This window comes from Micromonospora sp. CPCC 206061 (assembly GCF_036906915.1).
Classification (GTDB): Bacteria; Actinomycetota; Actinomycetes; order Mycobacteriales; family Micromonosporaceae; genus Phytohabitans.
The window spans coordinates 50559-65325 of the sequence record NZ_JBAKHX010000026.1; the positions used below are offsets into that span (position 1 = coordinate 50559).

The window sequence follows — 14767 nt, forward strand, 5'->3', positions numbered from 1 at the left end:
GCGTGACAAATAGACTCGCTGCGCGATACCCATCACGCACCGAAGGGGGCATTTTCATGGCCGCCATCTCCCGCGAGGAGGTCGCGCACCTCGCGCGCCTGTCGCGGCTCGCCGTCACGGATCAGGAAATCGACCTGTTCGCGGGCCAGCTCGACGTCATCCTCCAGGCGGTCGCCCGGGTCGGTGAGGTGGTCGCCGAGGACATCCCGCCGACGTCCCACTCCGTCCCGCTGACCAACGTGCTGCGGGACGACGTCGTGCAGCCCTGCCTCACGCCGGAGGAGGCCCTGGCCGGCGCGCCAGACGCCGAGGAGGGGCGGTTCCGGGTGCCGCGAATTCTGGAGGAAGCGTGAGCGAGCGAGCGAACCTAAAGGAGAGCGCAGCGTGAGCGACCTCATTCACTTGACCGCGACGGAGATCGCGGCGCTCGTCGCCAGCGGCGACGCCTCCGCCACCGAGATCACCCAGGCCCACCTCGACCGGATCGCGGCGGTCGACGACCGGGTGCACGCGTTCCTGCACGTCGACGCGGAGGGCGCGCTGGCCGCGGCGACCGCGGTCGACGAGCGCCGCGCCGCTGGCGAGGCGCTGGGGCCGCTGGCCGGCGTGCCGGTCGCGGTGAAGGACATCATCGCCACGAAGGGCGTGCCGAGCACCGCCGCCTCCAAGATCCTTGAGGGCTGGCGCCCGCCGTACGACGCCACGATCGTGTCGCGCATGCGTGACGCCGGGCTGGTCATGCTCGGCAAGACGAACCTCGACGAATTCGCCATGGGCTCGTCGACCGAGTATTCGGCCTACGGCCCCACGTACAACCCGTGGGACCTGCGCCGCATCCCGGGCGGTTCCGGTGGGGGAAGCGCGGCGGCTCTCGCCGCCTACGAGGCGCCGCTCGCCGTCGGCACCGACACCGGCGGCTCCATCCGCCAGCCAGCAGCCGTCACGGGTACCGTCGGCGCGAAGCCCACGTACGGTGGCACCTCCCGCTACGGCCTCATCGCGTTCTCGTCCTCTCTGGACACTCCGGGCCCCTGTGCGCGTACCGTCGAAGACGCCGCCCTGCTGCACGCGGTGCTCGCCGGGCACGATCCGCGCGACTCCACGTCGATCCCGCAGCCCGTCCCCGACGTGGTCGGCGCCGCCCGGCGCGGGGCGAGCGGCGACCTGACCGGCGTCAGGCTGGGTCTGGTGCGCGAGTTCGCCGGTGAGGGCGCCGAGCCGGGTGTGATGGCGGCGTTCCGCGACGCGGTCGACGCGCTCACCAAGCTGGGTGCCGAGGTCGTCGAGATCTCCTGCCCGAACTTCCAGTACGCGCTACCGGCCTACTACTTGATCGCGCCGAGTGAGTGCTCGTCCAACCTGGCCCGATTCGATGGTGTCCGATATGGACTCCGGGTTGGCGACGACGGTGCCAAGGCGCTCGAAGAGGTCATGTCGCTGACCCGCGAGTCAGGATTCGGTCCCGAGGTCAAGCGGCGCATCATGATCGGCACGTACGCGCTCTCCAGTGGGTACTACGACGCCTACTACGGGCAGGCGCAGAAGGTCCGCACCCTGATCACGCGCGACTTCACGAGTGCGTTCGAGCAGGTCGACGTGCTGATCTCGCCGACGACGCCGTTCGTGGCGTTCCCGCTCGGCGCCCGCACCGCCGACCCGTACCAGATGTACCTCGCCGACCTCTACACGATCCCGGCCAACCTGTACGGCGGCCCGGGCATCTCCGTCCCGTGTGGACTGTCCGAGGGTCTGCCGGTCGGCCTGCAGATCGCGGCACCGACGCTGGCTGACGACCGCATGTACCGCGTGGCCGCCGCGCTGGAGTCCGCCATCGGCACGCTGACCCCTGGGGAGCTGTCATGACCGTCACTCTTCCGCCCTACGACGACGTGGTCACGCGCTACGAGCCGGTGATCGGCCTGGAGACGCACGTCGAGCTGGGCACGAACACGAAGATGTTCTGCGGCTGCCCGACCGACTTCGGCGGTCAGCCCAACACGCGCATCTGCCCGGTGTGCCTTGGCCTGCCCGGTTCGCTGCCGGTGGCCAACAAGGCTGCCATCGAGGCGACCATCCGCATCGGACTGGCGCTCAACTGCACGATCGCGACCTGGTGCCGCTTCGCGCGGAAGAACTACTTCTACCCGGACATGCCGAAGAACTACCAGATCAGCCAGTACGACGAGCCGCTGTGCACCGACGGGTGGCTCGACGTCGAGGTCGACGGCGAGCTGGTGCGGATCGGCATCGAGCGGGTGCACCTGGAGGAAGACACCGGCAAGACGCTCCACGTGGGCGGCGCGACGGGTCGCATCCACGGCGCGACGGAGTCCCTTGTGGACTACAACCGTGCCGGCATCCCGCTGGTCGAGATCGTCACGAAGCCGATTCCCGGCACGGGCGCTCTTGCCCCCATCGTGGCCCGGGCCTACGTCACCGAGCTGCGTGACGTCATCCGTTCGCTCGACGTGTCGGACGTCCGGATGGAGCAGGGGTCGCTGCGGTGTGACGTCAACACGTCCCTGAACCTTCCCGGGAACGACTGGGGCACTCGCACCGAGACCAAAAACGTCAACTCACTGCGCTCGGTCGAGCGGGCGGTACGGTCCGAGATCATCCGTCAGGCGTCGGTGCTCGACGCGGGCGGCCGGATCATCCAGGAGACCCGGCACTTCCACGAGGACACCGGCGACACCACGTCCGGCCGTTCCAAAGAGACAGCCACCGACTACCGGTACTTCCCAGAGCCCGACCTGGTGCCGCTCGCGCCGGACGCGGCATGGGTCGACACCCTGCGTGCGACCCTGCCCGAGCTGCCGCGCCTGCACCGCAAGCGGCTGCAGACCGAGTGGGGCCTGTCCGACCTCGACATGCAGTCCGTCGTCAACGCTGGCGCGGTCGAGCTGATCGAGCTGACGATCGCCGCCGGCACGACGCCGGAGGGCGCCCGCAAGTGGTGGCTCGGCGAGCTGGCCCGGCGCGCCAACGAGGCCGGCATCGAGCTGGCCGCCGTCGGTGCGACGCCCGCGCACGTGGCCGAGCTCCAGCGGCTGGTCGACGAGGGCAAGCTCAACGACAAGCTGGCGCGTACGGTGCTGGAGGGCGTGATCGCCGGCGAGGGCACCCCGACGGAGATCATGACCGCGCGGGGGCTGGGTGTCGTGTCGGACACGGGCGCGCTCACCGCCGCCGTCGACGAGGCCATCGCCGCCAACCCGGACGTCGCCGAGAAGATCCGCGAGGGCAAGGTGGCCGCGGCTGGCGTCCTGGTGGGCGCGGTCATGAAGGCCACTCGCGGCCAGGCCGACGCCAAGACGGTACGCGACCTGATCATCTCCCGCCTGTCATAGCGGCCGCCCGCCGCCTCCGCGCCTCGGCGTGCCGCCCGCCGCCCGCCGCCCGCCGCCCCTCCTCGTCGATCAAGGGCAAACGCACGTGGTTCGATCTCAGATCCGCGTGCGTTTGCCCATGATCGGTGGGGTCTCCCTTGATCGGCGCGGGTCGCGCACGCGGTCGTTGGGTCGCGCGCGGTCGTTGGGTCGCGCACGCGGCGGCGGCCGTCAGGCCAGGGGGAACTCGTCGAACAGCACGACCTGCGCGTCGGGGTCGCTGGTGTCGTAGCGGTACGAGCGGACCACGCCGGCCGCCGAGTCCAGCACCGAGAAGACCGTGACCTCGTTACTCGCCACGAACGGCAGCGGCGTGCCGTCGGGACCGGTCAGCGGCGCCACGGTCGGCACGATCGGTGCCAGTCCACCCGGGTCGCCCTGCCGCACGTACCCCTCCGGGTAGCGCCGCGCCAACCCGGAGGTCACGTCGTACGCGCCGTAGCTGTTGCCCACGTTCGACGTCTCCAGCCAGTGCACGCCCGCCGCGTTCCGGAACCGGTTCCACACGTGCGAGTGTCCATTCAGGACCAGGTGGACCCCGGCGTCCGAAAGTAGCGGCTCGATGTCGCGCAGGATGTAGTCGCCGGCGAGCGGGTACTCGTATCGGATCTCCTTGCCGTCGCGCACCTGCACCGGGTCGGTGAACGGCGGCACCGAGTGCTGCCCCAACCCGTGACTGGGATGGTGAAACATCACGACCCGGTACCGGGCGGACCGGAACTGCGGCGCCGCCAGCTCGGCGACCAGCCACTCGTACTGCGGAGAACCCCGCCCGATCGGCTCGAAGATGAACTGCCCGTATCCCCACCGGTCGGGATCGTCGACGTCTTCCAGCGCCTCCTGGAACTTGCCCCGGCCCACCAACTCGGGCGAGCGCCACACGTGCGTGGCGAACAGGCAGATCACGTGCACGTCGCCGATCGTCCGCGACCACCACCGGGGCCCGCCGGCCGCGCTGGCCGGTACAGGAAACAGCTCTTCGTAGGTGGTGACGTCCCAGGCGCCCGGCTGCGGGTCGTTGAACTGATCGTCCAGGGTTGCCGTCTCCGACCAGCGCCCCATCACCTCGTGGTTGCCGATTGTCGGGTAGATGGGGGAGTGCTGCAGGATGCCCGCGAAGCTGGCGAAGAACGGCGTCTCGGCCGTGCTGTCGAACCATTCGGTCGCCCGGTCCGGAACGTTCACCATGTCGCCGGCCATGAGGACGCCGTCGAGCGCGACGCCGGCCGTCTCGGCCGCCCTCGCGAGGTTGGCCGGCACCATCGGCTTGAGCTGGTGGTCACTGGTCAGGAGCAGCCGCACGGGCTGGTCGGCCGGCGCAGCGGGCGCGAGGCTGTACGCCGCCGTGACGATCCCATCGGACACCACTCGGTACGGCGTCCGTCCGGGCGCGAGGCCTTCGACGACCGCGAGCTGCCGGTACACGGGCCGCCGCGTCGGCGCGGTGTAGGTGCGGCCGGGCACGGACGACTCGCTGTCTTCCCGGGTACGCGACAGCGGAGCGGTCGTGGCGGTGAACCGCCGCCAGCCGTCGCCCTCGCCAGCCGCACCGGTGGCGGCACGGACCGCCTCGTCGTCGCTCAGCGCCGGAACGCCCGGGCCCACCAGGACCACGTGGCTGGAGCCGGGCCGCTCTGTGTGCCAGACCACGTGTATCCCGTCCGGCTGCGGATCAAGCAGATATGGCTCACACAGCATGTTTCGCAGTATCCCACCATGATCAAGCCGTTTGCCGGTTCAGGCAGGGCCGAACGACGGGTGGGCGCGCAGCCAGGTGGCGTAGTGGGCGGTCGAAGAGGGCGCCGCCGAGGCTGCGTTCGATGCGGCTGAGCTGTGTGGTGACCGCCGTCTGGGCGAGGTCGAGGGTGGCGGTGGCCTTGGTCACGCCGCCGGGTGTCCGCGATGGCGCAGATCAACCGGAGGTGGCGCAACTCAAGATCCGTACAATGACGGTAGAAGCGGTGCTGATCGGGGCGTAACACCTATTCGGGCGGAATATTCGGACGCGCCGATGTGTCCGAAGTGCGGCCAGCGAGGCCGCAGGCCGGTGGCCAGCGAGATCCGATACCGTCGTGCCCATGTCGCCGACCGGTTTCCCGTGGCCCATCGAGACCGCCCGCCTCGACAACGGCATGCGCGTCGTCGTCAGCGAAGACCGCACCGCCCCCGTCGTGGCCGTCAACCTCTGGTACGACGTCGGCTCGCGCCACGAGCCCGAGGGCCAGACCGGTTTCGCGCACCTCTTCGAGCACCTGATGTTCGAGGGCTCGGTGCACGTGCCGAAGACCGAGCACATGCGACTGATCCAAGGCTCAGGCGGCTCGCTCAACGCCACCACGAATCCGGATCGCACCAACTACTTCGAGACCGTGCCGGCCGAGCACCTCGAGCTGGCGCTGTGGCTCGAAGCCGACCGGATGGGCGGCCTGGTGCCGGCGCTCACCCAGGAGACGCTCGACAACCAGCGCGAGGTGGTCAAGAACGAGCGCCGCCAGCGGTACGAGAACGTGCCCTACGGCGACGCCTGGCTGCGCCTGCTGCCGCTGCTGTATCCACCCGGCCACCCGTACCACCACGCCACCATCGGGTCGATGGCCGACCTGAACGCCGCCGACCTGGCGACGTTCCAGGCGTTCCACACCACCTACTACGCGCCGAACAACGCGGTGCTGTCGGTGGTCGGCGACGCCCCGGCGGCGGAGGTGTTCGCGCTGGCCGACAAGTACTTCGGTGGGCTGCCGCCGCGCGACGACATCCCGGCCGCGCCGGACGGCACACGGCCGCCGTCCGTGACCGCCCCGGTGCGCGAGACCGTGACCGCCGACGTGCCCGCCCCGCGTATCTATCTGGCGCACCGGACGTACCCGTTCGGCAGCCGCGAGTACGACGCGGTGACGGTGCTCGCCACCGCGTTGGGCAACGGTCGGGGCAGCCGGCTGTACCAGCGCCTCGCCGACGGGGCGCGCCTCGCGCAGCCCGACTACGTCTCGGCGTACGGCGTCGATCTGGCCCACGCGCCCGCGCCGCTGATCGTCACGGCGACCGCGCGCGACGGTGTCGACGCGGCGGCGCTGGAGGCCGGGCTGGTCGAGGTCGTCGACGAGCTGGCCGCCGGCATCACCGCCGAGGAGTTGGACCGCGCCAAGGCGTTGCTCGCCACCGCGTGGTGGCGGCAGGTGTCCACTGTGGCTGGACGAGCCGACGCGCTGAGCCGGTACGCGACCCAGTTCGGCGATCCGGCCCGCGCTGGGGAGCGGCTGCCGGCGTGGCAGGCCGTCACGCTCGACGAGGTGGCGGCCGTCGCCTCGGAAGCGCTCCACCCCGAGACCCGCGTCACCCTTTCCTACCTGCCCGAGGAGCCGGCATGAACGCACCTCACGAAGACGCTCCGCTGCGCTCCACCTCTCCGCGGGGACCTCACACCTTGATCAGCGAGCGTCCGGGGCCGGGTGCGGCCCGGCCGTACCGGTTTCCCGAGGTCATCCGCCGCGACGGCGTCGTCGCGGCGCACCTCCCCGGCCAGGCACTCGCCGTCGCCGTCCTGCTCCTCGACGCCGGAGCCGGCCGCGAGCCCGCCGGCCGCGAAGGCGTCGGTGCCGTCGTGGCCAAGTCCCTTGAGGAGGGTACGGCGACACGAGACTCGGCCGCCTACGCGCTGGCGCTGGAGGGCCTCGGCGCCGAGCTTTTCACCACTGTGGACTGGGACTCGTTCCGGGTCGGCGTGCAGGCGCCGGCCGAGCGGCTGCCGGACGCGGTGGCGCTGCTCGCCGAGGCCGCCCGCACGCCCCGGCTCGACCCGGCCGACGTGGCGCGGGTACGCGACGACGAGGTGACCGCCCTGCGCATGGACTGGGCCGAGCCCGGTCCGCGTGCAGACGCCGCCCTGCGGGCCGACCTCTTCGGCATCGACCAGCGGCACGGCCGTCCGCTGCACGGCGACCCGGACTCGGTGGCGGCCGTCACGGTCGACGACGCGGTGGGCTTCCACCGCGAGTGGTTCGGCCAGCCGGGCACCCTGCTCGTGGCCGGTGACCTGGACCGTCTCGACATCGACGCGCTCGGCGCCGCCGTGTTCGCGGGCACGGGCGCACCCGTCGCCGGAGCCGGCGACCCGCTGCCTGTGACGCCGCGCCCCGAGCGCCGGATCATCCTGGTCGACCGGCCCGGTTCCGTGCAATCCACGCTGCGCCTCGGGCATGCCGCGCCGCACCGCTCGCACCCCGACTACGTGCCGATGGCGCTGGCCGCGACCGTGCTGGGCGGCGCGTTCACGTCGCGGCTCAACCACCTGATCCGCGAGGTGCGCGGGTACACCTATGGCATCCGGAGCGAGTTTGGGCAGTCGCGGCGGTTCGGGCGGTTCGTGGTCAGCTCGGCGGTGCAGACCGCGGTGACCGCGCCCGCCCTGGTCGACACCGTCGGCGAGATCGCCCGCACCCAGGCCGGCGGCGTGACCGAGGAGGAGTTGGCGGTGGCGCGCTCGTGGCGGGCCGGGCAGCTCTCGGTCGAGCTGCAGACCTCGGGAGCGATCGCCGGGGCCCTGGCGACCCTGGTTGTGCACGACCTGCCCGACGACTACCACGCCACGCTGCGCGCCGCCCTGCTCGCGGCCGACGTCGACACGGTCTCCAAGGCGGCTGCCGACCACCTCCAGCCGGGCGCCCTGACCCTGGTGGTGGAGGGCGACGCCGAAAAGATCCACGCCGACCTGACAGCCGCCGACCTCGGCCCTGTGGTCACCGTCTGAGCTCAGGTCGGGGGGATCACCTGGACGCCTGGCCAGCGGTCGGCGGGGCGGTGGCGAGCCAGCCGCTCCAGTGACCGCTCCAGGCTGATCCGCACCGGGTTGCGCCGCCAGACGCCGCCCATGAGGTCCTCCAGTCCCAACGGGGCCAGCACCTGGATCTCGCCCGACTCGTCCAGCCGTACCCCGACCGTCGTCGCCGTCTCCGGCCACGTCGCGATCGCCTCGGCGACCGAGCGCAGCGGCGCCACCGGGTCGCCGAACTTCGCCTCATACCAGGTGTGCACGGCAGCCTGGTTCTTCGCCTCCCACGGCTGACCGGGCCAGGCGTCGCATAGTTCCCGCGTCGCCCGGTCATCGCGTTCGCGACGGAGGTCGTCCGGGTCGAAGTACGCCACGTCGACGTCGCGCACCGCGGACGGCTGGAAGCCGCTGCCGTACAGCTCGCCCCAGACCAGGTCGCGTATCACGCCGGCCCCCACCCAGGCGTCCGGCAGTCCCACCGTTCGCACCGTCGCGAGCACCCGCATGTGCCAGGGCGACGATCGGATCAGATTCCGTAGCGCCGCCACCTCGTCGTTACCCTTTATCGCGTGCCTCCGGAAAACGAGTTGGTCGTCATCTGGCCGGTCAAGGATCGCACGTGCGGCATCTGCCACGGCCCCGCCGAGCTGCTCGTCATGGCGGACGGCAAGCCGCACTGCCTGTCCTGTGTGGACCTCGACCACCTGGTGTACCTGCCGGCGGGTGACGCGGCGCTGACCCGGCGGGCGAAGAAGGGCAGCGGGCTGTCGGCGGTCGTCGTGCGCTTCAGCCGCAGCCGCAAGCGGTACGAGCGGCAGGGCGTGCTGGTCGAGGCGGACGCGCTGGCGGCGGCCGAGGAGCAGTGCCTCGGCGACGAGGAGGCGCGGCTGCGGCGGCGCGAACGCGACCGCGAACGCCGAGCCTCGGCGGACCTGGAGCTCCAGGCCCGGATGGCGGAGCGGATCGGCCAGCTCTTCCCCGGCTGCCCACCCAAGCGTGCCGAAGCCATCGCCCGGCACACCGGGGAGCGCGGCAGCGGACGGGTCGGGCGCAGCGCGGCGGGGCGGGCGCTCGACGACGAGGCGCTGCGCCGGGCCGTGGTCGCGTCCGTGCGGCACCAGGACACCGAGTACGACACGCTGCTCATGGCGGGCGTGTCGTGGGCGGAGGCGCGCGAGCGTATCCGGCCAGCGGTTGATCATGTAATCGCGAGCTGGTCGGCGGGGGCCCAGCGCGTGCTTTGATTGGGCAATGGCCAACCCAGCGATCGTGACCGTCGACGACGACCCCGCGGTGTCCCGTGCGGTCGCGCGCGATGTTCGGCGTCGCTACGGGCAGGAGTACCGGGTGGTGCGCGCCAGTTCGGGAGCGGAGGCGCTGACCCCGCCCTGGTGGGCACCGCGCCGGCGCCGCCCCCAGCCGTCGATCAAGGGCAAATGCACGTGGTTGGATCTCTTTTCCGCGTGCATTTGCCCTTGATCGATGGAGATCTCCTTGATCGGCGGTCAAGGTTGCCCGCCCTAGCGGCGGGCTGTGCGGCGGCTGGACGGCGCCATCGCGCGTCGGCGTAGCGCCCACAGCGGCGGGGAGGCGGCGGCGTTTGTGGCGAGTAGCCGCCTTTGAAAGGACGCCGATCGCCGATGATCAGATCCGCGACCGCGACTTCGGCGATATCGCGGCCTCAAGGGCACGGCGACGCCGCTCTTTCCCCGAAAGAGCGGCATCGCCCCTGATGCGACGCCGCTCGGCAGCCCTCGCCGCCCGCCGCGGCCTCGGCGCCTGCCGCCCGCGGCCCCGATGCTCGCCGCACGCGGTCTTGGCGCCTGACGCACCCGGTCCTGGCAGCTGCCGCACGCGGCCTTGGCGCTCGCCGCCCGTGGCCGAGACGGCGATCGAGGAAGATCTCGTCGATCAAGGGCAAACGCACGTGGAAAAGAGATCCAACCACGTGCATTCGCCCTTGATCGACGGACGGAGGGCGGCGCGAGCGCCGCGGAGGCGGCGCGTCGCGGGTGGCGCCGCAGGGGGTGCGGGCGTCGCAAGGACGGCGCGCCACGGGCGGCGCGGGCGGCGGGCGATGGGGTTACGCGGGGAGGGAGGCTCGGGTGATTACGTCGCGGTACCACAGCGCGCTGTGTTTTAGCGTGCGGCGTTGGGTTTCGTAGTCGACGTGGATGATGCCGAAGCGTTTGGCGTAGCCGTCGTGCCACTCGAAGTTGTCCAGCAGCGACCACACCAGGTACCCGCGCACGTCCACCCCTTGCGCGATGGCCGCGTGCACCGCGCGCAGGTGACCGTCCAGATAGGAGATCCGGTCGTGGTCGGGGCCGGTGTCGTCGAAGGCCGCCCCATTCTCCGTGATCATCAGTGGGGTGCCGGGGTAGTCGGTGTGCAGCCGCACCAGCAGCGTGGTCAGCGCGGACGGCTCGATCTGCCAGCCCATCCCGGTGACCGGCCCGCTGGGCGGCAGGAAGTGGATGTCTTCGGTGCCCGGGTACGCGCCGCCGCCGCCGGGAGCGCCCGACCGCGCCGCCACGTACGTCGGGGAGTAGTAGTTGACGCCGAGCACGTCGATCGGCGCGCCGATGGTCTTTTCGTCGCCCTCGTGCACGTGCGACAGGTCGGTGAACCGCTCGATGTGCGCCAGGACGTCCGGCGGGTAGCCGCCGGCCAGTAGCGGGTCGAGGAAGACCCGGTTGTGCAGGCCGTCGACCATCCGGACGGCGTGCGCGTCGGCTTCGCTGGCCGGGTCGGCGGGGAGGACCGCCGCCGGGTTCAGCGTTATCGCGACGGTGCCGGCGCCGCCGGCTCGCAGCGCGGTGGCCGCCAGGCCGTGCGCCAGCAGCAGATGGTGTACCGAGCGGAACGCGGCCGCCGCGTCCTGGCGACCCGGTGCGTGCACTCCCGAGCCGTACCCGAGGTACGCCGCGCACCATGGCTCGTTGAGCGTGGTCCAGCTGCGCACCCGGTCGCCGAGCCGGCCGTACACCGCGCTCGCGTAGGCGGCGAACCGGTAGGCTGTGTCGCGCGCGGGCCAGCCGCCATTGTCCTCAAGCGACTGTGGCAGGTCCCAGTGGTAGAGGGTGACTAGCGGGTCGATGCCGGCGGCCAGCAGCGCGTCGACGAGCCGGTCGTAGAAGTCGAGCCCGCGCGGGTTGATGGGCCCGCTGCCGTCGGGCTGGATACGCGGCCACGACACCGAGAACCGGTACGCCCGCAGCCCGAGCGAGGCCATGAGCGCCACGTCCTCCGGATACCGGTGATAGTGGTCGCACGCCACGTCGCCGGTGTGTCCGGCGGCCACCCTTCCCGGCGTACGCGAAAAGGTGTCCCAGATGGACGGAGCACGACCGTCGTCGCGCGCCGCGCCCTCGATTTGATACGCGGCGGTGGCCGCGCCCCACACGAAATCGTCCGGAAATGACAGTGAGGTCACGCCTTGACCGCGCCTTCCATGATCCCGCCGATGATCTGGCGACCGAAGATTATGAAGACCAGCAGCAGCGGAAGTGTGGCGATTGCCGTGCCGGTGAAGACCTGCGACATGTCCTGGTAGTAGCCGTTGGACAGGGCGCGCAGGGAGAGCTGGACCGTCGGGTTCTGGGGGTCGTTGAGGACCGCGTACGGCCAGAGGAAGTCGTTCCACGTGGTCATGAACGTGAGTAGGCCGAGCACCGCGGCGGCCGGCCGGAGCGCTGGGGCGACCACGCTCCAGAAGATGCGGAACGTGGTGCAACCGTCCACTCTGGCCGCTTCGATGAGCTCGCTCGACACGGCCTGGCTGGCGTACTGGCGCATCATGAACACGCCGAACCCGGTGACTAGCCCGGGCACGATGACGGCCTGCAGCTCATCGTTCCAGTTGAGCTTTGTCATCAGCATGTAGAGCGGGATGACGCCGAGTTGGGTGGGCACCATCATGGTCGCGATGATCACCAGGAGCAGCGCGTTGGAGCCGCGGAACCGCAGCTTCGCGAACGCGAACCCGGCCAGCGACGAGAAGAACACCACGGACACGGTGACGCAGCCGGCGACGATAGCGGAGTTGAGCATGCCGGTGAGGAAGTGGGCGTCGGAGTTGCTGAGCAGTCGGTCGACGTTGCCGGGCAGGTTGCCGCCTGGGGTCACCGGCGGCGGCACCTCGCCCATGGTGTCGCTGGACCGGGTGGCCACGACGAACATCCAGTAGATGGGGAAGGCGGACATCAGGATCGCGACGACCAGCGTCGCGTACGTAAGGCGGGTGCCGCTCCAGAGCCGCATGGTCACCGCCCTCCCCGGGAGAGGCGCCGGATGAGCACCACGTTGACGATCGCCACGATCGCGATGAGGGCGAAGAGCATCCAGGCGACCGCTCCGCCGTACCCGAAGTTGAAGTTGGGTGCGAAGGCGTTCTCGAACATGTACATGGTCATGGTCTGTGACTCCCGGCTGGGCCCGCCGCGGATGGGGTTGGTGCCCGAGTTGAACAGCAGCGGTTCGGTGAAGAGCTGGAGGCCGCCGATGGTCGACACGATGATGCAGAAGATGATTGTCGGCCGGAGCATCGGCACGGTGATCGACCAGAACTGCCGGGCGGCGTTCGCGCCGTCGATCGCGGCCGACTCGTACAGGTCGCGCGGGATCGCCTGCATGGCGGCCAGGAAGATGAGCGCGTTGTACCCGGTCCATCGCCAGTCGACCATTGTGGACACCGCGACCCAGGAGGCGAACCGGTTGGCGCGCCAGTCGATGGCGTCGATGCCGACCAGGTCGAGTGTCCAGTTGATGAGGCCGAACTCGCGGCTGAAGAGTTGGCCGAAGACGATGGCCACGGCGGCGGTGGACGTGATGTTCGGGATGAGGATGCCCATCCGGAAGAGCGTCCGGGCACGCAGCTGCCGGTTGAGCAGGTTGGCGATCCAGAGCGCGAGCAGCAGCTGCGGCACCGTCGAGATGACGAAGATGCCGAGCGTGTTGACCACCGAGTGCCAGAAGTCGGCGTCGCCCATCAGCTGCGTGTAGTTGTCCAGCCCGACGAACGGGTGGTCCTCCGCGAGCAGGTCCCAGTCGTGCAGCGAGACCCAGAGCGTGTACGCGAGCGGGTAGGCGCCGAAGACTCCGAAGAGGACGAAGAACGGCGCGATGTACAGGTAGGGCGAGGCCTTGATGTCCAGCCGGGTCAGCCGGAATCGGGGTGGGTGCCCGGGGCGGGGTGCCGCCGCCCCGGGCTCGACACGGGTTTCCAGGTGGAGGGCCACTTACTTGTCCGCGGCCTTCTTGGCGCCCGCGACCGCGTCGCTCCAGCCCTGGACGGCGTTGCGCTGTCCGAGTTCGACCGTGCGGACGGCGTTCTCCACCTCGGTGCGGACCGCCTGGTTGCGCGGTCCCATGTAGACCGGCTTGAGGCTCTTGGCGCCGGCCGCGAAGATCTGGCCGGTCGGCGCGTTGCTGAAGTACGCGTTGGTGGCCTGCGTGATGGCTGGGTCGTCGAGCGCCTGCGGCGAGGACGGCAGTGGGCCCTTGGCCTTGAACGCGCCGATCTGGCCCTGCGGGCTGGTCAGGAACTTCGCCAGATCGGCGGCTTCCTTCTGGTGCTTGCCCTGCTTGGGCACCGCGAGGAACGAGCCGCCCCAGTTGCCGCCGTTGCCGGGCACGGCGGCGATGTCCCACTTGCCGGAGGCCTCCGCGCCGGCGTTGCCTTCGATGACGCCGGTCATCCAGGCAGGGCAGGCGATCGTGGCGAACTTGGCCTGCTTGAACGCGGCCACCCACTCGTCGGACCAGGCGCCGTACTTGCCGGACAGGCCGGAGTCGATGATGTCCATCGTCGTGTCCCACGCCTGCTTGACGGCCGGGTTGCTGTCGACGACGAGCTTGTTGCCGGTGTCGTAGTAGGTGTAGCCACCGCCGTCACCGGCGGTCTGCAGCACGATCGTGTTGAAGGTGTTGGTGGCCGCGTCGAGGAACGCGGCGCCGGTGTTCTTGGCCTTGAACTGCTCGCCGACCTTGACGTAGTCGGCCCAGGTGGGCCAGAGCTTGGAGACCGCTTCCCGGTCGGTGGGCAGGCCGGCCTTCTCGAAGAGGTCCTTGCGGTAGCACATCGCCATGCCGCCGACGTCGGTGCCGAGGCCGATGAGCTGCTTGCCGTCGGCGGTCAGCCCTTGGTTCCACTTCCATTCCATGAAGTTGGGCTTGAGGTCGGCTGCGCCGTGGTCCAGCAGGTTGACGAAGTTGCCCGGGTTGGCCTTGTACTCGACGAGCAGGCCCTCTTCGATGGCGACCACGTCGCCGGCGCCCTTGCCGGCCGCGAGCCACTGGGTGAGCCGTGGCGAGTACTCGTCGAGGTTGGCGCCGGTGCCCCGCTCGACGATCTTGATGTTGGGGTGGCTGGCCATGTACTCCTTGTAGAGCTCTTCGTAGCCGAACTGCCCGAAGACGTCCACGGTCAGCGTGATCGTGCCGTCGCCGCTGGCCTCGTCGTCGCCACCGCCGCATCCGGCGGCTGCCGCGAGTACGGCGACCGCCGCGAATCCGGCCATGGCCGTGACCGCGGACCGGCGGCCGCGCGATGTGATGCCCATGAAAGGGACCCCTCTCGATGTACTGGGTCAGAAGAAATCAACCTGAG

General features: G+C 70.5%; 13 protein-coding genes. 6 read left to right on the forward strand and 7 right to left on the reverse strand.

The window, feature by feature from the left end; translation table 11 throughout:
• The first annotated feature begins 56 nt into the window (after positions 1-56).
• The 3 genes from gatC to gatB are packed head-to-tail and all read left to right on the forward strand — an operon-like array spanning position 57 to position 3350.
• The gene (gene gatC / locus V6V89_RS19265) at positions 57-353 is read left to right on the forward strand and encodes an Asp-tRNA(Asn)/Glu-tRNA(Gln) amidotransferase subunit GatC (RefSeq protein WP_334620547.1); all 297 of its coding nucleotides are present in this window, start codon (positions 57-59) and stop codon (positions 351-353) included.
• Between the two features lie 31 nt (positions 354-384).
• On the forward strand, positions 385-1863 hold the full coding sequence (gene gatA, locus V6V89_RS19270) for an Asp-tRNA(Asn)/Glu-tRNA(Gln) amidotransferase subunit GatA (protein ID WP_334620548.1): 1479 nt from the start codon (positions 385-387) through the stop codon (positions 1861-1863).
• Positions 1860-3350 (forward strand): Asp-tRNA(Asn)/Glu-tRNA(Gln) amidotransferase subunit GatB, encoded by a 1491-nt coding sequence (gene gatB, locus V6V89_RS19275; RefSeq protein WP_334620549.1) that lies wholly within the window; start codon positions 1860-1862, stop codon positions 3348-3350. Before gatA ends, gatB begins: the two co-directional genes overlap by 4 nt.
• A 210-nt stretch (positions 3351-3560) precedes the next feature.
• Here gatB and V6V89_RS19280 read toward each other — a convergent pair whose 3' ends face one another.
• Both V6V89_RS19280 and V6V89_RS41745 read right to left on the reverse strand, forming a co-directional pair.
• Positions 3561-5087, reverse strand: coding sequence for a metallophosphoesterase family protein (locus V6V89_RS19280; RefSeq protein WP_334620550.1), 1527 nt, complete (start codon positions 5085-5087; stop codon positions 3561-3563).
• A gap of 22 nt (positions 5088-5109) precedes the next feature.
• On the reverse strand, positions 5110-5274 hold the full coding sequence (locus V6V89_RS41745; RefSeq protein ID WP_442935175.1) for a helix-turn-helix domain-containing protein: 165 nt from the start codon (positions 5272-5274) through the stop codon (positions 5110-5112).
• Positions 5275-5467: 193 nt separating this feature from the next.
• Here V6V89_RS41745 and V6V89_RS19290 point away from each other — a divergent pair, with 193 nt between their 5' ends.
• Together V6V89_RS19290 and V6V89_RS19295 are read left to right on the forward strand one after the other, a co-directional pair.
• Entirely contained in the window at positions 5468-6757 is a 1290-nt protein-coding gene (locus V6V89_RS19290) for a M16 family metallopeptidase (RefSeq protein WP_334620551.1), read from the forward strand.
• Positions 6754-8136, forward strand: a complete 1383-nt coding sequence (locus V6V89_RS19295) for a M16 family metallopeptidase (protein WP_334620552.1) — start codon at positions 6754-6756, stop codon at positions 8134-8136. The genes V6V89_RS19290 and V6V89_RS19295 overlap by 4 nt, the downstream gene beginning before the upstream one ends.
• Before the next feature lie 2 nt (positions 8137-8138).
• On the opposite strand, the gene V6V89_RS19300 is transcribed toward V6V89_RS19295, so the two are convergent.
• Positions 8139-8636 carry a nucleotidyltransferase family protein gene (locus V6V89_RS19300; protein ID WP_334620553.1) on the reverse strand — a complete coding sequence of 166 codons (498 nt, stop codon included), beginning with the start codon at positions 8634-8636 and terminating at the stop codon, positions 8139-8141.
• A 90-nt stretch (positions 8637-8726) separates the two neighbouring features.
• On the opposite strand from V6V89_RS19300, the gene V6V89_RS19305 reads away from it, so the two are divergent.
• A complete protein-coding gene (locus V6V89_RS19305; RefSeq protein WP_334620554.1) occupies positions 8727-9401 on the forward strand; it encodes a DUF2293 domain-containing protein in 675 nt (224 codons plus the stop codon).
• 839 nt (positions 9402-10240) lie between these two features.
• Here V6V89_RS19305 and V6V89_RS19310 read toward each other — a convergent pair.
• From V6V89_RS19310 to V6V89_RS19325, 4 genes are read right to left on the reverse strand one after another with little or no spacing between them, the layout of a single operon-like run.
• On the reverse strand, positions 10241-11593 hold the full coding sequence (locus V6V89_RS19310) for a GH1 family beta-glucosidase (RefSeq protein WP_334620555.1): 1353 nt from the start codon (positions 11591-11593) through the stop codon (positions 10241-10243).
• Positions 11590-12420 carry a carbohydrate ABC transporter permease gene (locus tag V6V89_RS19315; RefSeq protein ID WP_334620580.1) on the reverse strand — a complete coding sequence of 277 codons (831 nt, stop codon included), beginning with the start codon at positions 12418-12420 and terminating at the stop codon, positions 11590-11592. The genes V6V89_RS19310 and V6V89_RS19315 overlap by 4 nt, the downstream gene beginning before the upstream one ends.
• A gap of 2 nt (positions 12421-12422) precedes the next feature.
• Positions 12423-13397 (reverse strand): carbohydrate ABC transporter permease, encoded by a 975-nt coding sequence (locus V6V89_RS19320; protein ID WP_334620556.1) that lies wholly within the window; start codon positions 13395-13397, stop codon positions 12423-12425.
• Positions 13398-14720 (reverse strand): ABC transporter substrate-binding protein, encoded by a 1323-nt coding sequence (locus V6V89_RS19325; RefSeq protein WP_334620557.1) that lies wholly within the window; start codon positions 14718-14720, stop codon positions 13398-13400.
• Positions 14721-14767 lie beyond the last annotated feature (47 nt).